General features: G+C 43.3%; 22 protein-coding genes. 9 read left to right on the top strand and 13 right to left on the bottom strand.

The window, feature by feature from the left end:
* Positions 1-23: 23 nt before the first annotated feature.
* The 5 genes from LAY57_RS00950 to vapB all read right to left on the bottom strand — a co-directional run bounded on the left by LAY57_RS00950 (position 24) and on the right by vapB (position 2,000).
* Positions 24-392, bottom strand: a complete 369-nt coding sequence (locus LAY57_RS00950; RefSeq protein WP_338022334.1) for a type II toxin-antitoxin system RelE/ParE family toxin — start codon at positions 390-392, stop codon at positions 24-26.
* Positions 382-609, bottom strand: coding sequence for a hypothetical protein (locus tag LAY57_RS00945; protein WP_249064394.1), 228 nt, complete (start codon positions 607-609; stop codon positions 382-384). Before LAY57_RS00945 ends, LAY57_RS00950 begins: the two co-directional genes overlap by 11 nt.
* A 68-nt stretch (positions 610-677) precedes the next feature.
* Positions 678-1,334 carry a Uma2 family endonuclease gene (locus LAY57_RS00940; protein WP_249064393.1) on the bottom strand — a complete coding sequence of 219 codons (657 nt, stop codon included), beginning with the start codon at positions 1,332-1,334 and terminating at the stop codon, positions 678-680.
* Between the two features lie 59 nt (positions 1,335-1,393).
* Positions 1,394-1,777, bottom strand: coding sequence for a type II toxin-antitoxin system VapC family toxin (locus LAY57_RS00935; RefSeq protein WP_249064392.1), 384 nt, complete (start codon positions 1,775-1,777; stop codon positions 1,394-1,396).
* 1 nt (position 1,778) lies between these two features.
* Positions 1,779-2,000 (bottom strand): type II toxin-antitoxin system VapB family antitoxin, encoded by a 222-nt coding sequence (gene vapB, locus LAY57_RS00930; protein WP_249064391.1) that lies wholly within the window; start codon positions 1,998-2,000, stop codon positions 1,779-1,781.
* A gap of 321 nt (positions 2,001-2,321) precedes the next feature.
* Between vapB and LAY57_RS00925 the strand changes: the two genes are divergently transcribed.
* The 3 genes from LAY57_RS00925 to LAY57_RS00915 all read left to right on the top strand — a co-directional run bounded on the left by LAY57_RS00925 (position 2,322) and on the right by LAY57_RS00915 (position 5,646).
* Complete coding sequence (locus LAY57_RS00925) at positions 2,322-3,758, top strand: cation:proton antiporter (RefSeq protein WP_249064390.1); 1,437 nt, start codon at positions 2,322-2,324, stop codon at positions 3,756-3,758.
* Positions 3,759-4,018: 260 nt separating this feature from the next.
* Positions 4,019-4,999, top strand: coding sequence for a class I SAM-dependent methyltransferase (locus LAY57_RS00920; RefSeq protein WP_249064389.1), 981 nt, complete (start codon positions 4,019-4,021; stop codon positions 4,997-4,999).
* A gap of 218 nt (positions 5,000-5,217) precedes the next feature.
* Entirely contained in the window at positions 5,218-5,646 is a 429-nt protein-coding gene (locus LAY57_RS00915) for a DUF29 family protein (RefSeq protein WP_249064388.1), read from the top strand.
* 32 nt (positions 5,647-5,678) lie between these two features.
* Here LAY57_RS00915 and LAY57_RS00910 read toward each other — a convergent pair whose 3' ends face one another.
* Positions 5,679-7,286, bottom strand: coding sequence for a SulP family inorganic anion transporter (locus LAY57_RS00910; protein WP_249064387.1), 1,608 nt, complete (start codon positions 7,284-7,286; stop codon positions 5,679-5,681).
* Positions 7,287-7,488: 202 nt separating this feature from the next.
* Here LAY57_RS00910 and LAY57_RS00905 point away from each other — a divergent pair, with 202 nt between their 5' ends.
* Positions 7,489-7,992, top strand: a complete 504-nt coding sequence (locus LAY57_RS00905) for an HmpF-related protein (protein ID WP_249064386.1) — start codon at positions 7,489-7,491, stop codon at positions 7,990-7,992.
* Between the two features lie 126 nt (positions 7,993-8,118).
* Here LAY57_RS00905 and LAY57_RS00900 read toward each other — a convergent pair whose 3' ends face one another.
* Positions 8,119-10,182 (bottom strand): ABC1 kinase family protein, encoded by a 2,064-nt coding sequence (locus LAY57_RS00900; protein ID WP_249064385.1) that lies wholly within the window; start codon positions 10,180-10,182, stop codon positions 8,119-8,121.
* A 220-nt stretch (positions 10,183-10,402) separates the two neighbouring features.
* On the opposite strand from LAY57_RS00900, the gene recN reads away from it, so the two are divergent.
* Both recN and LAY57_RS00890 read left to right on the top strand, forming a co-directional pair.
* Complete coding sequence (gene recN, locus LAY57_RS00895) at positions 10,403-12,244, top strand: DNA repair protein RecN (protein ID WP_249064384.1); 1,842 nt, start codon at positions 10,403-10,405, stop codon at positions 12,242-12,244.
* Positions 12,245-13,148: 904 nt separating this feature from the next.
* Complete coding sequence (locus tag LAY57_RS00890; RefSeq protein WP_476727005.1) at positions 13,149-15,923, top strand: GAF domain-containing protein; 2,775 nt, start codon at positions 13,149-13,151, stop codon at positions 15,921-15,923.
* A gap of 244 nt (positions 15,924-16,167) precedes the next feature.
* Here LAY57_RS00890 and LAY57_RS00885 read toward each other — a convergent pair whose 3' ends face one another.
* The 5 genes from LAY57_RS00885 to LAY57_RS00865 all read right to left on the bottom strand — a co-directional run bounded on the left by LAY57_RS00885 (position 16,168) and on the right by LAY57_RS00865 (position 19,366).
* The gene (locus LAY57_RS00885; RefSeq protein ID WP_249064383.1) at positions 16,168-16,401 is read right to left on the bottom strand and encodes a hypothetical protein; all 234 of its coding nucleotides are present in this window, start codon (positions 16,399-16,401) and stop codon (positions 16,168-16,170) included.
* 207 nt (positions 16,402-16,608) lie between these two features.
* Positions 16,609-17,661: a tRNA dihydrouridine synthase DusB gene (gene dusB, locus LAY57_RS00880; protein WP_249064382.1), complete on the bottom strand. Its 1,053-nt coding sequence runs from the start codon at positions 17,659-17,661 to the stop codon at positions 16,609-16,611.
* Between the two features lie 115 nt (positions 17,662-17,776).
* Positions 17,777-18,457, bottom strand: coding sequence for a Uma2 family endonuclease (locus LAY57_RS00875; protein WP_249064381.1), 681 nt, complete (start codon positions 18,455-18,457; stop codon positions 17,777-17,779).
* Positions 18,458-18,652: 195 nt separating this feature from the next.
* Positions 18,653-18,904, bottom strand: coding sequence for an NfeD family protein (locus LAY57_RS00870; RefSeq protein ID WP_249064380.1), 252 nt, complete (start codon positions 18,902-18,904; stop codon positions 18,653-18,655).
* 114 nt (positions 18,905-19,018) lie between these two features.
* A complete protein-coding gene (locus LAY57_RS00865; protein ID WP_249064379.1) occupies positions 19,019-19,366 on the bottom strand; it encodes a pentapeptide repeat-containing protein in 348 nt (115 codons plus the stop codon).
* A 167-nt stretch (positions 19,367-19,533) separates the two neighbouring features.
* On the opposite strand from LAY57_RS00865, the gene LAY57_RS00860 reads away from it, so the two are divergent.
* From LAY57_RS00860 to LAY57_RS00850, 3 genes are all read left to right on the top strand, one after another.
* Positions 19,534-21,735 (top strand): nSTAND1 domain-containing NTPase, encoded by a 2,202-nt coding sequence (locus LAY57_RS00860; protein WP_249064378.1) that lies wholly within the window; start codon positions 19,534-19,536, stop codon positions 21,733-21,735.
* A gap of 84 nt (positions 21,736-21,819) precedes the next feature.
* A complete protein-coding gene (locus tag LAY57_RS00855; RefSeq protein ID WP_249064377.1) occupies positions 21,820-21,993 on the top strand; it encodes a type II toxin-antitoxin system HicB family antitoxin in 174 nt (57 codons plus the stop codon).
* 153 nt (positions 21,994-22,146) lie between these two features.
* The gene (locus LAY57_RS00850; RefSeq protein WP_249064376.1) at positions 22,147-22,731 is read left to right on the top strand and encodes a Uma2 family endonuclease; all 585 of its coding nucleotides are present in this window, start codon (positions 22,147-22,149) and stop codon (positions 22,729-22,731) included.
* A 12-nt stretch (positions 22,732-22,743) separates the two neighbouring features.
* On the opposite strand, the gene LAY57_RS00845 is transcribed toward LAY57_RS00850, so the two are convergent.
* The gene (locus LAY57_RS00845; RefSeq protein WP_249064375.1) at positions 22,744-23,190 is read right to left on the bottom strand and encodes a DUF29 domain-containing protein; all 447 of its coding nucleotides are present in this window, start codon (positions 23,188-23,190) and stop codon (positions 22,744-22,746) included.
* Between the last annotated feature and the right edge of the window lie 3 nt (positions 23,191-23,193).

The raw sequence follows: 23,193 nt of genomic DNA, 5'->3' as shown, positions 1-23,193 counted from the left end.
AGCTTCAACTATATATATTAATCTTATTCATTTTCAACCGCACGTTGTTCATACTCTGAAATAATATACTTAATTTCATCCCCTGCAATATCTACTTGTTCAGATTTGGTATAAACGGTCAGCAGAACGATACCTTTTGCAGTTTTGACATAGTAAATTAGACGGTAGCCACCACTTTTACCTTTTTGAATATCGCTATTTCTGATTCTCAGTTTAAAGACTTCATCCGCAATCCCAGATATTTGATCTCCCGGTAATTCTCCCCGTTCAAGTTGTTCGATTAGGGGTTGTATATCACTGCGAATACTGCGATATTTCTTGGCAAGGGTGCGTAAATTTCGGTTGAAGGTTGGTGCGGCTTCAACTTGAATAAACGGTTGCTCAGACATCATCAAGTCCTTCCCAAATTTTGGCAACAGGAATGGTTTGTCCATTCATTGCTTCATGCCAAGCTTGACGGAAATCTTTGATAATTTCTTCTTTAGTTTTATCTTTTTCAATTTGTTTATCCCACTGAGACTCTTGGAACTTGTTGAGCCATTCGACAAATTCTGCCAGTTCATCTTGTGAGAGTTGCGTCACCGCTGTTTTTATGTCTGTAATGTTCATAAAGAAGTAGCTTTTTTTATTAGTATTTTAGTTGGTGTTTGCTACAATAAGATATTATCTTATCATATCTATTTCGGTAAAATCAAAGCTTCACGCACCCATTGCCGAAACGCTTTTCGTGCCGCACTAGCTCCCTCTGTTTCGCTCAATTTCAGAAATTGCACAATTCCTTCAATCACAGGCAAATTAGCAAATGTGGGGCTACTTTCTACCTGCACGTATTCGCTTTCACGTAACAGGAATACTTGCAATTTGCCATTACCATAACACCAAATTTCCGGCACACATAACGCTACATAAGCCGAAAGTTGCGTTTTTGAAGTTACGTCTATTTCAATTGCTAAATCTGGCGGTGGGTCAACTGACAGATTAAGCCGTCGCTTTCCGATCATTCGGCGAGCATTTTGGATGTAAAAACAGGTATCTGGTTCTATACCTGCTGACATTTCTGCACGTTTAAATGTTGTCGAGCCGTAAGGCTCCCAGTCCATTTCTAACTCATCAAGTAGCAACTTAACCATGTCGCCGATTAGTTCTTTGTTAACTTCATGTTCTGGTAACGGTATCCGAATTTCCAGCACCCCTTGATAGTAAGCAATTCGTGCAGCGCGATGTTCTCCAATTTCGTTTATAATTGCTTCAAACTCTGCCCAACTAATATCGCGCAATGTCAAGTATTGCCCTGGTTGAACATCTATTTGACGCAGTTGTAGTGTAACGACCATTTCATCCTCCATACTCCATCATTGCATCGTATATCATCTAAAACTTCATTTTGCTTTCCTTATGACCACAACCGCTGAATTGGATAAGCATCAAAAGCCGGATCGCGACTAATTAAAACAAGGGAATGATTTATTGCCTGTGCTACCAGAATGCGATCGAACGGATCTCGATGATTCAATGGCAGACTTAGATAAGTTTCTGTATCTTCAAACGTAATCGGTAAGAGTTGAGCGTTAATGTATTGCAATTCCTTTCGCAGGTCTTGAAATGGCCGATTCAGTTGAAGCTTACCGACATTGATTTTAATGGAGATTTCCCAAAGGCTGGCAATACTAAAATACAAACCTGTTTTAGTATCGATCGCTTCTTTCGCTTTAGCACCTAAATTTGGATCGCCAAGCAAATACCAAAGAAAGGCATGAGTATCTAAGAGGGCTTTCATCTTACATATATTCCTTTAGATCTTCCAGTGGTTCATCAAAATCATCAGACATCACGATCTGACCAGCCCAACTACCATAACCATGAATTTCTTCAAGCTGTTCTTGAGATAATTCAGTCTTTGCTTGTTTCTCAAGTAGATATTCTGCATAATGCAATATCTCTTTTTTTAGAGGATCTGGCATTTTGACGATAGTTTGAAATATCTCTGTATCGATAGTCATGATTTCTCTTTGGCAATCTAATAGTAATATATTATAACATAGGTGTTTCGGAATTATTATGCTAATGTTCATATTGAAACATTTTTGGAGGAACACGGCATCATAAATATGTCGGTTATCCGAAAATTTTAATGATGCGGTGCCCAAAGCACCATACCTACGACAAAGGGCTGCAAGTCTATATTGTTAGATCTCTGAGGGGTTGACAAACCGAGCTTTTTGTTATGGCGGTAAGGGGGAATGGGGAATGGGGAATGGTCAGAAAAACATTTTTCCTAATTCTTTTAACATTGAACAATGCTGTACAGAAGAGCCTAGCCTATGTTTTTGATCAATGCGATCGCATATCGTTTCCCTGAGATATCATCCCTCGTTACTCAAAACCCGCTATTGGCAACCGTCGAAGCCGAAAATGCTCCGATTGTCCTCACCGGGGTGCTACTGAGTTTAGTGATAATCTATGTCGCCAGTAAAATCGGCGCTGAAATCTCCAAGCGCCTTGATTTTCCGCCCGTTTTGGGCGAACTGGTATCTGGGGTAATTGTGGGCATATCTGCCTTGCATCTGATCGTCTTCCCGGAGAGTGGACTCTCAGCATCCGATTCGGGGGTCATGACTGTTCTGCAATGGATTAACAATCTGACTCCAGAAGCGTTGACCAGCATATTTCAGTCCCAGGGCGAAGTTATTTCCGTTCTGGCAGAAATCGGTGTAATCATTTTGCTGTTTGAGATTGGGCTAGAATCGGATCTGCGCCAACTCAAGGAAGTCGGCTCTCAAGCCACGGTGGTTGCCTTTGTTGGGGTAGTAGTGCCCTTTGCGGCTGGTACAGTTGGACTCATGACATTCTTCCACGTGCCCGCCATTCCGGCCATTTTTGCGGGGGCGGCACTCACGGCAACCAGTATTGGCATTACTTCCAAGGTTTTATCCGAACTGGGACGACTCAAATCCACAGAAGGTCAAATTATTGTTGGTGCAGCGGTAATTGATGATGTGCTGGGAATTATTGTCTTGGCGGTTGTCGCTAGTTTAGCCAAAACTGGGGAGATTGATGTTGTCAATGTCATCTATCTAATCGTCAGTGCGACAGCTTTTTTAATGGGTTCTATCCTGTTGGGTGGCATCTTCAACAAAACCTTTGTTGCTATTGTGGAAAATTTTAAAACCCGTGGCAATATCGTGATTCCGGCGTTTACTTTTGCCTTCTTTATGGCATTCCTGGGCAACGCAATTCATCTGGAAGCGATTTTAGGAGCATTCGCGGCTGGGTTGGTGCTGGATGAAACTGATGCCCGCAATGAGTTGGATGAATTGGTGAAACCCATCGCCGACCTTTTTGTGCCCATTTTCTTTGTCGCTGTAGGAGCTAGAGCGGATTTGGGGGTCTTGAATCCAACTGTGCCCGATAACCGGGCGGGGTTGTTTATTGCGGTATTTTTGATTGCTGTGGCGATCGCAGGCAAAATAGTAACAGGCTGGGCAGTGTTTGGGCAACCGGGGATTAATCGATTGGCTATAGGTGTCGGGATGATTCCTCGTGGCGAAGTTGGGCTGGTGTTTGCAGGCATCGGTTCTGCCAGTGGCGTGATTGACAAGCCGTTGGAAGCTGCCATTATCATCATGGTGATTTTGACCACATTTCTGGCTCCACCATTTCTGCGGATCGCTTTTGGTAAACCGGCGGAACCTCCAGCCAGTGGAGAACCGTTGTTGGCTCAATCCACTTTAGTGGATGAATCTCAACCGTTATCGTGAGGGTTGCGGAGCGATCGGCTTTTTTGTCATCGAATCGAGTGCGCGATCGCGTTAAGCTTTAATATCATGTCCGGTGGCATCGGTTGTCTAAAAAAAATAACTCTCTTATCTGTGTTCATCTGTGTTCATCTGTCTTCATCTGTGGTTAAAATTTAACCCTCGATGACAACAGACAATTTCTCGCATCACGCTTACGCTACCGATGCAACCGGACATGATATGATATATTTCTTCAAGCATTTATAGGATGGAATAAGTTGTTGAAAAACTTGATTATTAAACTACTCACTGCGGGTTCGCAACAAGACTATGCTATGCTTGCCAGTCAACTGACTTTAGCAGATGCGATCGCTAAAATTGACAGGCTTTTTGGATGCGATCGCGTCTTAAAGGAATTCGATTCCGATATTACCGTATCTTACTACACCCAAAGTGAATGGGGCTATCAAACCTATCACTCCGGACAAGATGTTATCCACATGGCGTTGAATTTCGATGGTGTTTTTCATCCAGATGGTTACTATGTTCAACCCAAAGTGGTTGCAGAACAAATTAACAAATTTGGCGCTAATGATGTTTTAGAGTTGGGATGTGGCAAAGGGTTTAATAGCCGTTTTTTAGCACAGCAGTATCCAGAAGTAAACTTCACTGGCATCGATATAACTCCATTGCATATTAAAATAGCACGTCAAAAAGCCCGTGCCTTTTCTAACCTGACTTTTCAAGAAGGAAATTTCAATGACTTAGAATTTCCCGATCGCTCATTTGATATTGTGTTTGCCTTTGAGTGTTTATGTCATGCACCTCAAGCCAAAATACCGTTGGCAGAAATTTTCCGCGTGCTGCGTCCTGGTGGTCAATTAATTATATTTGATGGTTATCGCAACACCAAACTCGAACAACTCCCAAAATTATTTCAAACTGCAACTCAACTCACAGAAATATCGATGGCAGTTCAGCATGGGTTTGGAGAAATTCAGGAATGGACTGCCAATGCCAAATCTATCGGCTTTCAAATTCAAACTATTGAAAACCTTTCCTCAGCAGTTCAGCCAACTGTATCAAGGTTGAAAAAATTGTCTGTAAAGTTTTTTAACTTGTCTTGGAAAGCAAAATTGATTGCTAATTTATTACCAAAATATTTAATCAGAAATTCAATCGCTGGTCTATTAATGCCCTTTACTTTGAACCCGGAAGGAGGCTCTTTAGGATATTACAAATTAATTTTAAAACGTCCATGAAAAGCATGGTGGCATCTTTATCTGTATAATCCCGTAGTCCGGTTTCAATTTGACGATCGAAACTGTTTCGGCTATATTTGAGGTGTACCAGTCGCCCACTCTTCCATTCAAGTCGGTCAGCATGGACATCACAGCTACTTGGTATGAAAGCCAATAGCCAGGACTAGGCGACGAGTTTTTGGATACAATAGCAATTAACCAATATTCAGGTATTGATTATGGAAGAATTACTTGCTCTTAAATCTTTGCTCTTGCAAGGTGATATTCCAGAAGCATTGCTAATAATCGAAGAACTGGAAGAAATGAGCCGCGACGACAAAATTAATAACATTCGCAGCTATGCAAAAATTTTGCTGCTGCACCTGATTAAGCAGCAAGCTGAAAATCGTACCACTCGTTCTTGGGATGTTTCAATTCGCAATAGTGCCAGGGAAATTCAGGAAAAGAATAAGCGCCATAAGGCAGGGGGCTATTACCTGAACGCGGAAGAATTACGTGAAGTTTTAGAAGCTGCATATCCAATGGCAGCTGATAAAGCATCGCTGGAAGTAGCAGAAGGGCGATATGAGACAGCCGAATTGGAAAATATGGTTAATCGAGAAGAAATTTTGAATCGCGCTTTAGCTTTAATTTCACCTGAAGCATGAGCGACTATTCTTAATTAGGGTTAACTACCTACTTATTCAGATTCTTTACTTTGCCGATCGCCCCTTTCATTCCTCTCTTGCCATTCCGCATAGAAAAACAAAATCGCCAACAAAATATAACCAACTGCCCAAGAACTTCCCGCACCCCAACCCAACTTAATCACAGTATCGGCAACTGTCCAATTGTAGCTGTGCATTAACCCTACCCAGGAAAGTAAAGCCGCTCCCAAAGACCAAAATGCCGCTTGACGAAATTGCCGTTCTATGATATAAACTGTTATCGCCGCCAGAATCATTGCTGAAAAGATAAACCCTTGTTCGAGTGCAAAAGCACCATCAATATAGGTGTCGCTGAGTTTGAATAGAGGTACTAAATCTGCGGTAAAAGGGTTGTCTGGCGTACCCAAACCAGCGGCGCGAAGGGAGTTTTTGGCGATTAGTGCTGCCCAACCCGCGATCGCAGGTAGCAACCCCACAACCACTGCTGGCGCGTGATGACGTGGTGTAGCCTCAAAAGCTTGGGCAACAATCACAATACCGATCCAAAGTACGATCGCCATCCCAGCTTCGATCGGCACAAAATATGCTAAAAACGCAACAGTACCGCTCAAACACAGCAAACCCATCACCACACCATTCAGGACAGAATATCCCACCCGCGCCCCCATCGCTTTCCAACCCGGATGACCGATATAGATTGTAGTCGGGAAACAGGAACCGCAGATAGCCGCCACGATCGTACCAATCCCATTTGCCGCCAGACAAGGCGTAGCCGGATAAGTATCCCCCGCCGCTTCCGCACTTTCCAAATTTTGAATACTGCCAACCAGGTTAAATAATCCCATCGGCAAGATAATACTGAGATACTCTACCAAAACCCCGCGTGCTTGCCACAAATCTCCCAACCAGAAACCAGGTAAGTACACCCCTATTGGTTTTACAGCATCGGCAAATCGGGCGCTATCCCAACTCATCAATCCCGTTCCCCAAGCAAGGGCAATTCCCAGCAACACCGCCAACAAACCACCGGGAATGGCAAACTTTACCCGACCAAAGTAAGTTAAAAGAATTACCCCTAATGGCACTAAACCCACAACTGGATTGGCAAAAGTGCGGAAGAGAAAGCCGATCGCAATAAAAGTAAGCGCAATTCCGCCTAAAGTAGAGAGTAGAGCGGCGCGAGGAGCGATTCGACGCAGAGTATTGCCAATCCAGGCACCAGCTAACTCAATTAATCCGCTGCCCAGACAAGCCACCAAACCCGCTTGCCAAGCCAATTCCGCCGCTTGTTCGCTAGAAAAGCCCTTAGCTAAAGCCCCCAGCCGCACCGGCAGCATCACTAAGAAAATATAAGCAAACAGACTCACCGTATTGATACCATAAGGCAAAGCCGTGATATCATTCCTCTGTTCCCTTTGTCCCTGCCGGTAAGCCAACCAACTGTAATAAAAATTACCAACTATCAAACTCAGCGCTATTCCCGGTAGGATACGTCCGTAAATCATAGACGCAGGGAAGCCAAGTACACCCCCGCATAGATTGACAATGAGCAAGATTTGAATAAAATTATCAAGTGCTAGCCCGAAAAATCCATCGATATCTCGGCGAACTAGCCAGCGTGGGGACAAGGTTGTTTGCATAGATGTTTGAGCTTGGATCAGTTTTGGGACAGGGAACGCGATCGCGCAATATTCGTCATTTTCCCCTACTAGGGGGATGACAGAGGGTTAAACTTTTATTTAACCACTCAAAAAATATACTGAAATATTACATACTTAGCTGAGTCACCTAGAGCAGAAACGATATTATAAATTGGACGTGAGGTAGTAAAAAATAAAGGCAATGCTACATTTGGCCCTGGTGCAAAAGCAAGGATTGTCAAGTGAGCCCAGGCTGCGATTAATAGCTCGCCAAGAATCTGGACATACTTGGGCATTGATGAGCGAATCTGAGATAATTCCGGCAAAAGAAGCAGATTCCTACAACGATGGCTTACTGGTTTTAATAGAACTTTCCCAGGCAGGCCAGATTTTGAGCGTTAAAGCTGCCACAGACTGGGTGCTGAATCTGGTGGAAAATTATCTCGCCAGTGGCATTACCCCGGCCTTTTTGCAGCAAGAAAAGGAAAGGGTTGAACAAGGGCTGCAATCCCTCACATTAGAAAAGCAAGATTTAGCCCGCCGTTCCGTAGAACTAGAAGCCCGTAGAGAAGAGATTCAACAGTTGGAAATCAAGTTACAACAACAGGTTCAAGCCTTAGAAGCAGAAAAAGAGGAACTTCTCACCCGCTTTAGCTCAGAACTCGAAGCCTGTCAGCAAAAGGTTCAAGCGTTAGAGGGTGAATAAGGGGCTAGGGGCTAGGGAACAGAGGGAGAGGGAGAGGGGGAGAGTGGGGGAGAATTTCAAATTTTAGATTTCAGATTTCAGATTTCAGATTTCAAATCTAAAATCTAAAATCTAAAATTTCCCTAGCTACTCAGGCAGCGCTAATCTGGTGGATGAGTTCTGCTTATGACCGTTATTCTGGATTGATTCAGGTTCTTGGGCTACTAAAATTTCCCGAATCAGCCGCGCCACAGCACGCTGGGCTAAACCGCTAGCGACTTGCTGGCCCATCTGCTGGGTTTCTGGCTTCACTAGCAATTTGGGAATCAAAGGAAGCAGTTGCGTTGGGTCAAAACCAGGAGTTTCTTGGAGAATCTCCCAAATCCGTTTGATATGTGCCAAACTTTGAGGCGTTTCGCTGACAACTGGCTTCTCATTTACCGCTAAACCAACCCTTTCGCGAAAGGTATAGGTAAAGTTTTGGAAGCTATTGCGGGTTAAAGAGTCTAAACCATTGACAATTTCATCGGCTAAGTTTTTGCGAATAAACTCGCCCCGTTCGGAAAACAGAAAGTCTACAGTCTGATTCAGCACCTGATTGAGGTCGTAGTCTTGAGAGATCCGGGCATTCCGTAGCAAGTTTTCCAAACGATTCCAGCGAAACTTGCCGTCTTTAAACAAGAGATCCCGTAGAGAAGTCCTTAATTCCAACGATGTATCTGTCAGCAGCCTTTTGGCAACGTAGGGATAGGCTTTGCTGAGAACTTTAAAGTTGGGGTCTATTTGGATAGCGATTCCCTCCAAGGTGACGAGGGAACGAATAATTAGGGCGTAGTAAGCGGGTACGCTGAACGGATATTCGTACATTAACGCTGAGAGCTGATCGGTGATGCTCTTAAAGTTTAGTTCGGCTACACTTGCTCCCAGGGCATCGTTAAATACGGCGGCAAATGCTGGGATGATGGGCGTTAAGTCGGTATCGGGCGTCAAAAACTCTAAATTCACGTAATCGCGGGCTAAGCCTTCAAAGTCCCGATTGACCAAATGCACGACTGCTTCAATTAAGCCATAACGCTGATAGGGCTTGACTTCGCTCATCATGCCAAAGTCCAGATAAACTAATTTGCCATCTGGGCTGGCTAGCAAATTGCCGGGATGGGGGTCGGCGTGGAAGAAGCCGTGTTCTAGCAGCTGACGCAGGGAACACTGTACTCCTACTTCTATCAAATGACGGGCATCTATTCCCTGTTTCTCGATCGCTTCCAGATTAGTCAACTTGGTGCCATTTATCCACTCCATCGTCAAAACGCGACGCTGAGTGTATTCCCAGTAAATCTTGGGAATATAGATATCCGGTACATTACCGTATAGCTGCTCAAATCGCTCGGCGTTGTGTCCCTCCTGGATGTAGTCCAGTTCTTCAAAAATGCGGCTACCAAATTCATCCAGGATTGCTACTAAGTCGCTGCGTATCCGTTTAAAGGTCTTTTTCGCCCATGCAGCCAAAGAACGCCCGATGTACAAATCGAGTGCTATTCTCTCGGTAAGGTCGGGTCGCTGTACTTTTACGGCGACACTTTCACCTGTTTTGAGTTTGCCTTTGTAAACTTGGCCCAGAGAAGCAGCCGCCAAGGGCTCTGGCGATAGTTCTGCGTATATTTCTTCGGGTTTTGCACCCAGTTCTTCTTCTATAAACCTGTAAGCTACCTCGTTGGGAAAGGGGGGTAATTGATCTTGCAGATTGGTTAGTTCTTCCAAGTATAAGGACGGAACTAAGTCTGGGCGGGTGGATAGGGCTTGTCCCACTTTGATGTATGCTGGGCCTAGTTTGGTTAATATTTCCCGCAGCCGAACGGCTCGTCGCTTCTGGTTCTTGGCTATGCGCCCCCGCTGACGATCCCACCACAAGCTGAGGGCAAATGTGACAAACGGCCACACTATGCCTATAAATCTTCCCCATACTTGTAATGAACGCTGCTGATAATACTCGGCGATCGCTTCTGGGTCATAGCGTAGCCCTTCTGTTTCCTTCTCTGATGCCACAACTGTCACCCGTTTAGCTGGCGTTGGCGACTGCGATGCCGGTTCTACCGTTACGGTGGGGGCAACAACTTTCGTTGTATCATCCCTCATGGCTGGGTATGCAGGCTTCTGAAGCCTTGATTCTGAATAAGAATTAGATGAGCTTGGCGATACCGTCTTTAAATTCATGAATATCGAACCGAGTCGGGGTAGTTATGTTAAACATTGTAACAATGACTCGGATGAAGACCTGAGCTACCCAAACTTGCGCTATACCTAATTTGGTCGATTTTAGATTTTAGATTTTAGATTTGGGATTGCTAAATCCCCCTCTCCCCCTCTGCCCAGCCCCTAGCCCCTATTTTCTTTTTTCTTTTGACTTTTGACTTTTGACTTTTGACTTTCCCTCATGCTACTCGGATTGCGAATTGAAAATTTTGCCCTAATCGATCGTCTTGAGCTTGTATTCGGCCCAGGTCTAAATGTGTTGACTGGGGAAACTGGCGCGGGAAAGTCGATTATTCTGGATGCGATCGATGCCGCTTTAGGAGGTAAAGTTACCAGCAGGTCGATTCGGACTGGGGCTATTCGTGCGGTAGTGGAAGCGACTTTTAAGTTGACTGCGGAGTTGACTGACTGGCTTGCTGAACAAGAAATAGACCTGTTGGATGAAATTTCTTTGGTGTGCAGTCGGGAAATGTCTACCAGTCAGGGTGTGTTGCGTAGCAGTCGATCGCGGATTAATGGGGTGGTGGTAAACCGACAGCAGATCGAACAACTGCGATCGCGTTTGGTAGAGATCACCGCCCAAGGTCAAACGGTTCAAATCGGACAGCCAGCACGTCAGCGTCATTGTCTCGATAGTTTCGGCGGTTCCCCCCTACTCCAACAGCGGCGAGAGGTCTTCGCGGCTTTTACAGCCTGCTCTGAGGCACTCTCTCACTTGGAAAATCGTCGCCAGTCTGAGCAGATGCGCTTGCAAAAGTTGGATTTACTAGAATTTCAGCTAAAAGAACTGAGTACCGCTAATCTTCAAGATCCCGATGAATCAGAACATCTCGAACAGGAACGTCAGCGCCTCAGTCATGTTGTAGAATTGCAAAAGCAAAGTTACCAAGTCTATCAAGCTTTATATCAAAATGATGGCGAAGCTGATGCCGCTGCTGACATACTGGGTCAAGCGGAAGCAGTTTTGATTGATATGGTGAATTACGATGTCCAGCTGCAACCAATTCTAGATATGGTAAGTGCGGCTCTATCTCAGGTGGAAGAAGCGGGACGACAAATTAATGCCTACGGTGAAGATTTAGAAGCAGATCCCCAACGTCTGGAAACGGTGGAACAGCGCATCCGCGATCTTAAACAAATTTGCCGCAAGTATGGCCCCAGTCTGGCGGAAGCGATCGCATATAGCCAGCGCGTCCAATCTGAGTTGGAGGAACTACAAGGCGGCGGACAATCGATCGAAGTTCTGGAACAAGTATATCAGCAACGAAAAGCCATACTTGAGAAAGCTTGTGCTAGTCTAAGTCAGTTGCGCCGCACTGCTGCCGATGAACTGGAAGCACGTTTGGTGTCAGAACTTAAGCCCCTGGCGATGGAAAAGGTAAAATTTCAAGTGGAAACTACTTCCTGTCCGCCTACATCTTATGGTGCTGACAAGATTGTATTTATGTTTAGTCCCAATCCAGGGGAACCGCTGCATCCGATGACAGAAACTGCCTCTGGCGGGGAAATGAGTCGTTTTCTACTTGCGCTGAAAGCGTGTTTCTCTCAGGTGGATTCTGTGGGAACACTCATATTTGATGAGATTGATGTGGGAGTTTCCGGGCGAGTTGCTGTAGCGATCGCTCAAAAGCTCCACCAACTCTCTCAACACCATCAAGTCCTATGCGTCACCCACCAACCTCTCGTCGCTGCTATGGCCGATCGTCACTTCCGAGTTGATAAAGAAGTGATCGAGGAGGAGTCAGCAGTCCCCAGTCATGATATATCCAACACTCAGAACTCAGATGTTCGCACCGTCGTGCGGGTATCTGCCCTAGATAATCATCTCACTCGCAGTGAAGAACTCGCTCAACTAGCTGGAGGAGAGTTTGGCACTGAGGCGATCGCCTTTGCCGAATCTCTCCTGGCACAAGCTGCTTCTCACCGTCAAATGCAGCCATTACCAATTTCTAAGCCAAAACCTCTCCCAGACTCAGGATCTCATACTGAGACGGCAATTGACAAAACTTTAAACAATCCTTAACACTTTGACCGCAAAAGAGTTCTAAAGTGTTGATTCAAAGCTCCTGGCTTACGAAAATTCTGCAATGGGGAAAGTTTGGTAATCATCGGCACAAATATCCCGTCGCATAATGTCAGAATCATATAACCTCACAGGAGCGTGGAAAAAAAACATATAGTAAACTAATCTGTAAATTAAACTTCTAGGTTTTCACATACCAATCTGTAACTCCAATACTCTATAAACAACTATGATCGTATCCCGTTTGCATCTGCCATCTGTTGCACAGACTGCCACTGTGATAGATGTAGTCCCCTACGTTAAAACTTCCGTGTCTCAAATTGCACCAGCGGGTACTTCTGCACCGAGTGTAGTTGATGCAATTGCCGAAATGGAAAATCAGCCTCTGCAACAAATTACACAAGTATACGCTCCTGTGCCGAGTGTAATAGGTTCAATTCCAGAAGAAGTAGAGCATGAACCTGTGCGTAAAATGACACAAGAGAATATTCATGAAGCTAAGACGATCGATGTAGTCGCCGAAGCAGAAAGTAAGCCTGTGTTTCAAATGACACAAGGGAATACTCAGGAAGCTAAGACGATCGATGTAGTCGCACAAGTAAATACTCAGGAAGCTAAGACGATCGATGTAGTCGCCGAAGCAGAAAGTAAGCCTGTGTTTCAAATGACACAAGGGAATACTCAGGAAGCTAAGACGATCGATGTAGTCGCACAAGTAAATACTCAGGAAGCTAAGACGATCGATGTAGTCGCACAAGGGAATACTCAGGAAGCTAAGACGATCGATGTAGTCGCCGAAGCAGATCGTCCGCCCTTGAGTAAAATGACACAAAGTAATACTCAGAAAGGTAAGAGGATATATCATAACGCAGTCGCACAAGCAGAGCATGAGCAGGTGCGTAAAATGACACAAGTAGATACTGATGAGATTAAAACGCTATCGGGTAAGGGAGTTGATCTAGTCGCGAAAGTTGATAATCCGCCCCTGCGTAGAAAAGGACAAGCTCATCCTCAGAAACCGATCGGCGGGGTGGAAAATCAGCAAGTGTATAAAACAAAACCGCATAATGCGCGCGATCGCAAAGTGATTGATGTAGTCCCCCAGGGGGAAAATCCGCAGGCGCATCAACCGCCTGAGACTGCTACTCAGGAATCTAATCGTGGCGGTGCATTAGCCACAACAGAAGGCTCCTTTTCAACGTTTCTCGCCCCCCTCAACAAAGATTCTTTTAAAGAAGTTGTTGTTGGCGTCGAAGACAAACTGAGGATCATAAATCAAACCCTGACAATGCTGACCGACAGTCAGGGTTTTGATGCCATTCTCCAAGATATGTTGAATGCCATTACCTTGAAAACAGGAGAATTACTGAATGCAGACCGCACAACAATTTATTTAGTAGACGAAGAGAAGAACGAACTGTGGTCAATTGTTGCCAAAGATGAAGAAGGACGCGCTCTAGAAATTCGCTTTTCGGCGACCCAAGGGATTGCAGGCGAAGTAGCCACTTTTCGGAAAGTGATTAATATTCCCTTTGATTTCTATGACGATCCTCGTTCCCCTTTTGCCCAAAAGCAAGACCAAAAAAACGGATACCGCACCTACACGATGCTGGTGATGCCTTTATTAAGCGAGCAAGACGAATTAGTCGCAGTTGTCCAATTAATCAACAAATTAAAATTACCAAACGAGCCAACCAAGCATTTAGATGAACGCATCAATCTAAATGGTTTTACAGAAGAAGACGAAAGAGTTTTTAGAGAATTCGCTCCTTCGATTCGCTTAATTCTGGAAAGTTCTAAATCTTTTTATGTAGCTACCCAAAGACAGCGAGCAGCGGATGCGCTGATGAAAGCGAACGAAGCCCTTAGCAAGAGCAGTCTTGACCTAGAAGAGACCTTGGGGCGCGTGATGGATGAAGCGAAGAAATTGATGAATGCCGATCGCAGCACCCTGTGGTTAATAGATCACGATCGCAATGAATTGTGGACGAAAATACCCAGTGGTGGCGAATTAAAAGAACTCCGCCTTCCCAGAACGGCGGGATTCGCCGGTATAGTTGCCGAATCCCGCGAACCGCTGATGATTGGATTTGATTTGTATGAAGATCCCCGTTCGGAGACTTCCAAAGAAACCGATAAAAAGTTCGGTTATCGCACTTGCAGTATGTTGTGTATGCCCGTGTTTAACGCAGATCAAGAATTGATTGGTGTCACGCAATTAATCAACAAGAAAAAACAGGGCGATTGGCCAGCATACGATCCCGCTGAATGGCCGAAAGCACCGGAATGCTGGAAAGCGAGTTTTAATCGCAGCGACCAAGAATTCATGCAGATATTTAATATCCAAGCGGGTGTGGCTTTGCAAAATGCCAAACTATTTGCAGAGGTCAAGCAACAGCAGCAAATGCAGCGAGATATTCTCCGCTGCTTATCTAACGGCGTGATCTCCACAGATAAAGCGGGTAACGTGATCGCTGCGAATGAAAGTGCGAAGCGATTGCTAGGCTTTGGTGAGGATGAAAAACTGGAAGGAAAACCAATTTACGAATTGGTGCGGATCAAAGGCAAAGAAGAACAAGACGAAGATAAATTTACACAATGGTTTGAAACGGCTTTAAACACGACGGACGAGAAAAAGCGCCAGCAATATTACCCAGATCAAGTATTAGAATCCGTCAGTAACGAACAACACAGTGTGAATCTGTCGATTAATACGATCGCCAATGCCAGCGATGCTACTAAAGTTAGCGGCGCTTTAGTGGTGATGGACGACATCAGCGATGAAAAGCGCCTCAAGAGTACGATGTATCGCTACATGACTCAGGAAGTCGCCGAACAACTGCTGGCAAGCGGCGATAATTTCAAGATGGGAGGCGATCGCAAAGAAGTCAGCATTCTGTTCTCAGATATTCGCAGCTACACCACCTTGACCGAAAGCTTAGAGGCGGAAGAAGTGGTGCAAATGCTCAACGAATATTTCGAGTCAATGGTCGATGCTGTCTTTAAGTACAAAGGCACTCTAGACAAATACATTGGCGACGCGCTTATGGCCGTATTTGGTGCGTTCATGCCATTGCACGATCATGCCTGGATGGCAGTCCAAACAGCAGTGCAAATGCGCCAGCGCTTAGCAGAATTCAATTCCAAGCGCAGCGAAAACAATCAGCTAGAAATAAAGATTGGCATTGGCATCAACTCCGGCTCAGTTATCAGTGGCAATATTGGCTCTTCTCAGCGCATGGAACTCACTTCTATCGGTGATGAAGTCAACTTAGCGTCACGCTTGGAAAGTGCTAGTAAGCAATATGGCTGTGACATTGTGATCAGCCAAAATACCTTTGAGCCATGTGCCGATCGCATTTGGTACAGGGAGCTTGACTTTATTCGCGTCAAGGGCAAAGATAACCCAGTGAGAGTTTATGAACTGGTTGGTTTGCGCGACGAGCCAATTTCAGACGATCAGAAGAATTTGATCGAGACTTACCATAAGGGACGCGAACATTACCTCAATCAGGAATTTAGGAAAGCAATGAATGAGTTTGCCATAATTCTGGAAGATATGAGTGTTCCCGATAAATCAGCTTCCTTGTACCTGAAGCGCTGTCAGTACTGGCTGGATCATCCCGAATTCGTAGAGACACAATGGGACGATGGCGTCTGGACTCTCACAGAGAAATAAGGCATTGGGCATGGGGAAATTGGTAAAGCTTTTAAATTGAAGATTGCAGATTGAATTTCAAATCTAAAATCTAAAATCTAAAATCTAAAATTTCCCCTTATATAGCAATCCTAAATGAGATGTAAACAAATGGTAGGTTGGGTTAGACGCGGTAATTAACTTATAATGCTCACAGATAGGTCTTTTCCCGCGTCGTAACCCAACATTCACTATTAAATATGTGTTCACGACTGATTTAGGATTGCTATATGATGTGTTTGTCTCTAAGAGAGGGAGTCATAATTATCAGACCTCTAACAATATCTTCATCAGTCGCCGTCCCATTGATAATTTTTTTCTCAATTTCAATTGTCTCTATAGCCAAGTGGCGGGGAATTCCTTTGGTTTCCAGTCTTTTGACCTCAAGGATGTCTATACCTTGTGCCAGTCCCTCCAAGTATTCCTCTACAGTTACGCCCCAATCTTCTATCTCTGCCATCGTTTTTGCTCTACGCCTGCATTTTTTGCCTTTCCACCATTTTACAAAAGTCAGATCGTTTCCGATCGCATCGGTTACCGAAAAAATTCGTATTCTTATTCTTATCTGTGTTCATCTGTCTACCCTACGGGAAGGCGAAGCGCCTACATCTGTGGTAAAAAATTAACCAACGATGAAAACAGACAAATTAACGATATCACTCATCTACTACCGAAAATCTTCTTCTTGCCAGCTAGTATTGGCATAATCACCAGTGGCAAGGCGTAAAATGGCCCGATCGATCGTTTCCAAACCTTGTTCCACCGTTTCTATCAGTGCTAGCTTACCCCGCAATTCCGCAGCACCAACAAAACCTTTAGCATACCAAGTCATGTGCTTGCGAGATTGGCGAATTCCCCGTTCTCCCTTATATTCCCACAGCGCTTGCAGATGATCTCTAGCACATTCCAGCCGTTGAATTGGCGTCGGAGTTTCCTTATCTTTACCAGTTTTCAAGAAATAGTCAACTTCTCCTACTAAAAACGGATAACCAAGCGTTCCTCGCGAACACATCACCCCATCAGCACCAGTTTCTTCCAAGCAACGTACAGCAGCTTCCACAGAAAAAATATCCCCATTGGCAATAACTGGAATAGAGAGAATTTCCTTAACTTTGCGAATCCATTCCCACTTTGCCGAACCATTATAACCTTGAGCGCGAGTGCGACCGTGTACGGTAATCATTTTTGCACCAGCATCTTCCATTCGCTTAGCAAAATCGAGAATAGTAATTTCTTTATCTGACCAACCGATGCGAGTTTTAACTGTTACCGGAACATCCACAGCTTTCACTACTTCCCGGACAATTGCTTCTGCTACTTCCGGTTGTCGCAATAAGGAAGAACCGCCGCCATTTTTAGTAATTTTATTTACAGGGCAACCCATGTTAATATCTACTGTATCGGCACCTTCTTCAACTGCCATAACAGCAGCCTCAGCTAGGAAATCGGGACGACAGTCAAACAATTGAATGCTAATTGGCCTTTCGTTCGGGTCTACCTCCATAATTTTGGGCAACTCTTTGACGTAATGGAGTCCCGTCGCGTTCACCATTTCCGTGTACATCATCGAGTCTGGCGCATAGCGACGCACCAGGCGACGGAATACCAAGTCAGTGACGCCAGAGAGGGGAGACTGGAGAACGCGGCTGTTTACTTCAAAATTGCCTATTTTTAGAGGAGTGGAGAGTCTGGTTTGCAGAGTGGGAGATAGAAAGGCCATAAGATTGAAAGGCGATCGAGCTTTTCTATTGTAGTTTATTCTTAGGTACGTTGTTGCGCTTCAGCGCTATCTTAAAGAGCGCTAAAGCGCAACAACGTACCTAAGATCGCACTTTTTATTCCGGCAATTCGCCAAATCTTTCCCGATATTTAGCGAGTAATTCTTCTGCTTGTCTTGACCTTTCTTCTGCTGTCAAATAGCGATTACCTCGCTCATCAAACCAATACAATACCTCAAGCTGAGATTCCCCGTCAGAATATCGACCTCTACCAATCCCTAAACCTACTTCCGGCATCCAAAAAGGCTCCCCAATTTGCTGTTGGTACTCGCCATTAACTAAGCGATAAACTTCAAAAGGTTGATGTTGGTCGCGCCGCCAATAGTAAGGGTTATAAACAACATAATACAATACTCCTAATTTGGCATAAATATCGATCTTTTTATCGTATTCGCCGCCGTAAGTTTGGGAGACTATCTCTAGGGCGAAAATCGGGGGAATATTATTTTCTTCCCAAACCACATAACTTACGCGCAAAGTATCGCCTTTAAACCGTTCCACTCCTAAACTCAAGAAACCGTCGGGAACAACGGGTACGAGCGGACTAACTCCCGTCGTGTGATATACTGCCATATCTATGCCAAAGAACCAATCATTGCGCTGATTCCAGTAGAATTTTAGCAGGAATAAAAGTAAATTGGGAATAAAGTTTTGATTTTCGTTATCCACGGGAGTATCGTCAGAATTAGGGAGTTCAGCACCAGTTGGTAAGCGGATTTCTTGATTAAACTGTACCATAATAGGCTGGAAGATAATTGATTAATTAATTATATCATTAAAAAACCAGCTTTCTCTAAGAAACCTGGTTTCTGTTTACCTCAATCACCTGAGAAGCGCTGTCTTATCGAGCCAATTAAGGTTTAACCTCTGACGCACCCTACCATAATGTGATTCCGAAAGCGTTTTCAAGGGAAAGCTAGCTATTTGATTTAACTATTTAGGAGAAAAAGGTTTCACCCAAACCGTGATATTTTCAATCTTAACAACATTTACAATTTCCCCTGGTTCTAGGATCACATTTTCTGCACAACGGGCTGGCCACCAAGTACCATTAAAATAAACACGGCTTTTGCGATTGGGGCAAATATGTTTCTCCACAATGCCTTCTTTATTATCGTAAGGGAAATCAAGGTTTGTTGTGTTTTCGTCTTGAGGTGTGAAGAATGATTTGATGAATTTTAACATGGGTAGTGCCTCCGGGTTGGTTATATTGATTTATTCGGATTAGTTTTTGTGTTTTATGCAGGGAAGGCGATCGCATTTTGAAGAGAAAAGGGAAAAAACGCGATCGCAAAATTTCTACTCCCACCAGGGGTTATCAAAAACAGCGCCATCTAAGTTTGTGTGATCTAAGTTGGCACCGGATAGATTTGCGAAGGTGAGGTTCGCATCACAAATATGGGCCCGCGACAAATCGGCATTTTCTAAATTGGCGTTTTGAAGGTTGGCACAAATTAGCAATGCCCCAGATAAATTAGCTCCCCGCAAGTTAATATCTCGCAGATCCAAATTTCGCAGATCGGCATCCATTAAATTCCAATTTGCAAAATTACGCTCTCCTGCCTGATATTGTTGGTGTAGTAAGTCATCCGTATAAATACGGGCAGTTTTCTCGTTGAGTGTTTTGGGTGTAGTCTGAGCTTTCATGTCCTTACCTATTCGAGTTATTGCTTGGTGGACTCTTTAATTGTCAGCTTAAATTTCTGAACCACTGACTAGGCAAGGCTTTGTCAATGTATAATTTGTGTATGCTGAATGTTCAACTTGTGTTCGGATAAGTATAATTACTTATAATCAACTGCAAAATGGGACGAGTGACGCTTAAGGTATCTCCAGATGGTCTTAAAAAAGCTAATGATGCTTTGCGCCGCTTTTTAAGCAGGATGGCGGTAGCAAAATTAGCAGATGTCTCTCGTACAACCCTGCACTCGTTTTTCTCTGGCAAGAAAATTAGTGCAGACAATTTTCGTAAGATTTGCGAAGTGTTAAAGTTAGAAAACTGGGAGGCGATTGCAGGCATAGAAACTGATGTAGTATCTGTTCCTCATCCTGAGTCAGCTAAGACTCTAGGGGATACATCAAATATTAAAAAAACTGTCATTTCTGAAATATGCCCCTATAAAGGCTTATCCGCTTTCACAAAAGAAGATGCACCTTTTTTCTATGGACGCAAAGAATTTACTGAAAAGTTGGTGAAAGCAGCACAAACAGAACCTTTTGTAGCTGTCATTGGTAACTCTGGCAGTGGTAAGTCTTCTGTAGTTTTTGCCGGACTAATTTATAAATTAGAGCAACAGGGAGGATGGAAATTTATCACCTTCAGACCAACAAAAACGCCGTTCTTTCAACTAGCTAATGCGCTGTTATCCTTGTTAGAACCTGAGATGAATAAATTGAAGCGTGTTCCCGAAGCAAAAAAATCCGCAAACGATTTTAAAACAGGTGAATCAACTCTAAAAGATGTTTTAGATAGCAGTTTACAAGAAAATTCGTCTAACCAGCGTTTTCTGATTTTTGTAGATCAATTTGAAGAACTTTATACTCTTTGTCCAGAAGATGAACGAAATACTTTTATAGACCAATTATTAGAAGTTGTTAATGCAGAAAGTGAAAAAAGATCGCCTGATATTGTTCTGGTAATTACTCTCAGAGCCGATTTTTATGGACACGCCATAGCTTATCAACCTTTAGGAGAAGTATTGCAAAAGTGGAAGCCAGAAACTATCCTCGCAATGAATGGAAAGGAATTACGAGAAGCCATTGAAAAACCTGCGGAAGAAGTTAAACTAAACATTCAGGATGGACTGACAAAAATTATCTTAGATGCAATTAAGAGTAACCCTGGTGAATTACCTTTACTAGAGTTTGCATTAAAAAAATTGTGGGATAATCAAAGTAATGGTCAATTAACAATTGCTGCTTACAACGAAATCGGAGGAGTTGAGAAAGCCTTAGCTAATCATGCTGAGGAATTTTATCAAAAATTAAATGAAGATAAGCAAAATCGAGTTAAGCATATCTTTACCCAATTAGTTCGTTTTGGGGAAAATACCGATGATACTCGTCGTCTAGCAACCCGTGATGAAATTGGGGCAGAAAATTGGCTGTTAGTTACTAAGTTAGCTAATGCAGAAGCTCGTTTAGTAGTTACAGGACGCGATGAAGTTAAGAAAAAACCGACTGTTGAGGTAGTGCATGAAGCTTTAATTAGAGGATGGGATCGTCTGCGCGAGTGGATGGAGGAAGATCGGGAATTTCGGAAATGGCAAGATCGGTTACGCGCTGAAAAAAATATCTGGGAAAATAGCGGCAAAGATAATGGTGCTTTGCTACGAGGAGCTTTACTGGTAGAAGCTGAAGAATGGTTAAATAAAAGAAGTGAATGTATTATTGACCAAGAAGAAAGAGAATTTATCCTAGCAAGTCGTCAGTATCAGGAACAAGAAGATATTGAACGAATCAAAGAGTTATTGAATTTATCTCAAAAGGAATTACAGTTAAAACAACAGTTAAGCTCCTTGGTAATTGCTGTTAAAGCTGGTGTCAAGTTACGCAATATTAAAGAGCCTTCAGAGGAGTTAAAGAGAAATGTGGTTGAAAGACTACAGCAAGGAAGCTATGAAATTAGTGAACGAAATCAACTTGTAGATTATAACAATGGAGTAGTGGGTGTTGCTTTCAGTCCAGATGGTTTAATGATCGCCTCAGCCAGCGATGACCATACAGTTAAACTGTGGAACTTAGACGGTAAACTATTAACAACTTTTAAAGGACATACTGATGAAGTCTGGGGAGTAAGTTTTAGCCCCGATGGTCAAATCATTGCTTCTGCTAGTTTTGACAGAACAGTTAGATTATGGCGTATCGATCCTGAAGATTTCATTTTAGACTTAGATGTTAAACTGAATAATTTACTCAAAAAAGGTTGTAATTGGATTAGAAATTATCTCAAAACTAATCCGAATGTTAGTGAAAACGATAGAAATCTCTGTGATGAGATTTGTTCTGAAACTTAATCTGATATGAATAAGGGCAACTCTTTGGATAAATCAACAACTTGAAAACTTAGGAATTGATTTAACAAAATCGAGAACAAAATAATGAAAAATAAAGAGTTTTACGTTGTCATTGAACGTGATGAAGATGGAATATATATCGGTGAAGTTCCACAACTCAAGGCTTGCTATAGCCAAGGAGAAACCATTGATGAACTCATGCACAATATCCGCGAAGTAATTGAAATGTGCCTTGAAGAATTAGAAGAAGAATGGTAGGGTGCGTCAGACCGAAAACCTTAAATCTTATAAAAAGTTTACAGTTCTGACGCACCCTACAGTCTAAAATAGGAGAATAACAAGTTATTAAAACCAATGAAACAACAGCAATTGGACAAACCAGCAACTTAACCCATTAGGAGTAAACCAGACATGATTGCTCAAATTGAGACAAAAAACTACACTGCTGAAGAATATCTAGAACTTGAAATTGCCTCAGAAACTCGCAACGAATATTACAATGGAGAAATTATCCCGATGACTGGTGGAACACCTAATCATAACGATATTGCTGGAAACCTCTATATTCTTCTTAAGCTTGCTCTCAAAGGAAAAGCTTACCGAACTTTTTATGTCGATCAAAGACTTTGGATTCCAGATGTTAGCCTCTATACCTACCCGGATGTGATGGTACTCCAAAAGCCGCTAGAATTGCAAACTGGACGCAAAGACACAGTAATAAATCCTTGCTTTATTGGCGAAGTTCTATCTAAATCTACCCAAAATTATGACCGCAGTGAAAAATTTGCTGCCTATCGCACTATTCCCACTTTTCAAGAATATCTTTTAATCGATCAATATCGAATTCATGTTGAACATTATGTTAAAACTGCTGTTAATCAATGGATTTTTTCCGAATACGACGATCCCAATGTTACCCTATCCTTTAGGGTATTTGAGTTTCAAATTAAAATTGCAGAACTTTATGAAAACATCGACTTCACTAACCAATCATAGATAATATTCATTTTACCAAAATATTTCTGTTAAAATTGCATCCAAATCGCGGCTAAATTCCCATGTCTGCGCAAACTGAGTTTCGGGATATTCTTCACACACTTCGGAAAGCGCTTCTTGGTAAATATCATCAAATTCTGTTAGCAGATGATTGCGTAAGCTTGGTGCTTTTTTGAGAAGGCGCTGCAAATCATTGCGCTGTGTACGAATAGTAACTTGCCAACCTCGAAAACAATCGGGGAGAGGCACGTAGCATCGTTTGAGAAGGTGAGCTAAAATTGTTTTTAAACCGCTTTCTACTTCGTGCTTTTGCGAAATACCCAAAGCTTCGATTTCCTCCACCAAATTATCCCAATCTAAATTATCGATATCCCGCGCTTTCAATCTGGCTGCCGTGTCTTCTAGCCATAGAAAAAAGTCGCGATCGTATAGCGGTTTTTGAGTAGTTTTAGGTATCATAGC

Source organism: Argonema antarcticum A004/B2, from assembly GCF_023333585.1.
Taxonomy (GTDB): domain Bacteria; phylum Cyanobacteriota; class Cyanobacteriia; order Cyanobacteriales; family Aerosakkonemataceae; genus Argonema; species Argonema antarcticum.
Note: the sequence above shows the minus strand (reverse complement) of the source record. Positions and strands in the feature narration are given on the sequence as shown.

Excerpts from the sequence above, each read along its gene's own strand:
- LAY57_RS00950 (WP_338022334.1), bottom strand. The coding sequence starts at position 392 with ATGATGTCTGAGCAACCGTTTATTCAAGTTGAAGCCGCACCAACCTTC.
- LAY57_RS00945 (WP_249064394.1), bottom strand. The coding sequence starts at position 609 with ATGAACATTACAGACATAAAAACAGCGGTGACGCAACTCTCACAAGAT.
- LAY57_RS00940 (WP_249064393.1), bottom strand. The coding sequence starts at position 1,334 with ATGGTCGTTACACTACAACTGCGTCAAATAGATGTTCAACCAGGGCAA.
- LAY57_RS00935 (WP_249064392.1), bottom strand. The coding sequence starts at position 1,777 with ATGAAAGCCCTCTTAGATACTCATGCCTTTCTTTGGTATTTGCTTGGC.
- vapB (WP_249064391.1), bottom strand. The coding sequence starts at position 2,000 with ATGACTATCGATACAGAGATATTTCAAACTATCGTCAAAATGCCAGAT.
- LAY57_RS00925 (WP_249064390.1), top strand. The coding sequence starts at position 2,322 with ATGTTTTTGATCAATGCGATCGCATATCGTTTCCCTGAGATATCATCC.
- LAY57_RS00915 (WP_249064388.1), top strand. The coding sequence starts at position 5,218 with ATGGAAGAATTACTTGCTCTTAAATCTTTGCTCTTGCAAGGTGATATT.
- LAY57_RS00910 (WP_249064387.1), bottom strand. The coding sequence starts at position 7,286 with ATGCAAACAACCTTGTCCCCACGCTGGCTAGTTCGCCGAGATATCGAT.
- LAY57_RS00905 (WP_249064386.1), top strand. The coding sequence starts at position 7,489 with ATGCTACATTTGGCCCTGGTGCAAAAGCAAGGATTGTCAAGTGAGCCC.
- LAY57_RS00900 (WP_249064385.1), bottom strand. The coding sequence starts at position 10,182 with ATGAATTTAAAGACGGTATCGCCAAGCTCATCTAATTCTTATTCAGAA.
- recN (WP_249064384.1), top strand. The coding sequence starts at position 10,403 with ATGCTACTCGGATTGCGAATTGAAAATTTTGCCCTAATCGATCGTCTT.
- LAY57_RS00890 (WP_476727005.1), top strand. The coding sequence starts at position 13,149 with ATGACACAAGTAGATACTGATGAGATTAAAACGCTATCGGGTAAGGGA.
- LAY57_RS00885 (WP_249064383.1), bottom strand. The coding sequence starts at position 16,401 with ATGGCAGAGATAGAAGATTGGGGCGTAACTGTAGAGGAATACTTGGAG.
- dusB (WP_249064382.1), bottom strand. The coding sequence starts at position 17,661 with ATGGCCTTTCTATCTCCCACTCTGCAAACCAGACTCTCCACTCCTCTA.
- LAY57_RS00875 (WP_249064381.1), bottom strand. The coding sequence starts at position 18,457 with ATGGTACAGTTTAATCAAGAAATCCGCTTACCAACTGGTGCTGAACTC.
- LAY57_RS00870 (WP_249064380.1), bottom strand. The coding sequence starts at position 18,904 with ATGTTAAAATTCATCAAATCATTCTTCACACCTCAAGACGAAAACACA.
- LAY57_RS00865 (WP_249064379.1), bottom strand. The coding sequence starts at position 19,366 with ATGAAAGCTCAGACTACACCCAAAACACTCAACGAGAAAACTGCCCGT.
- LAY57_RS00855 (WP_249064377.1), top strand. The coding sequence starts at position 21,820 with ATGAAAAATAAAGAGTTTTACGTTGTCATTGAACGTGATGAAGATGGA.
- LAY57_RS00850 (WP_249064376.1), top strand. The coding sequence starts at position 22,147 with ATGATTGCTCAAATTGAGACAAAAAACTACACTGCTGAAGAATATCTA.
- LAY57_RS00845 (WP_249064375.1), bottom strand. The coding sequence starts at position 23,190 with ATGATACCTAAAACTACTCAAAAACCGCTATACGATCGCGACTTTTTT.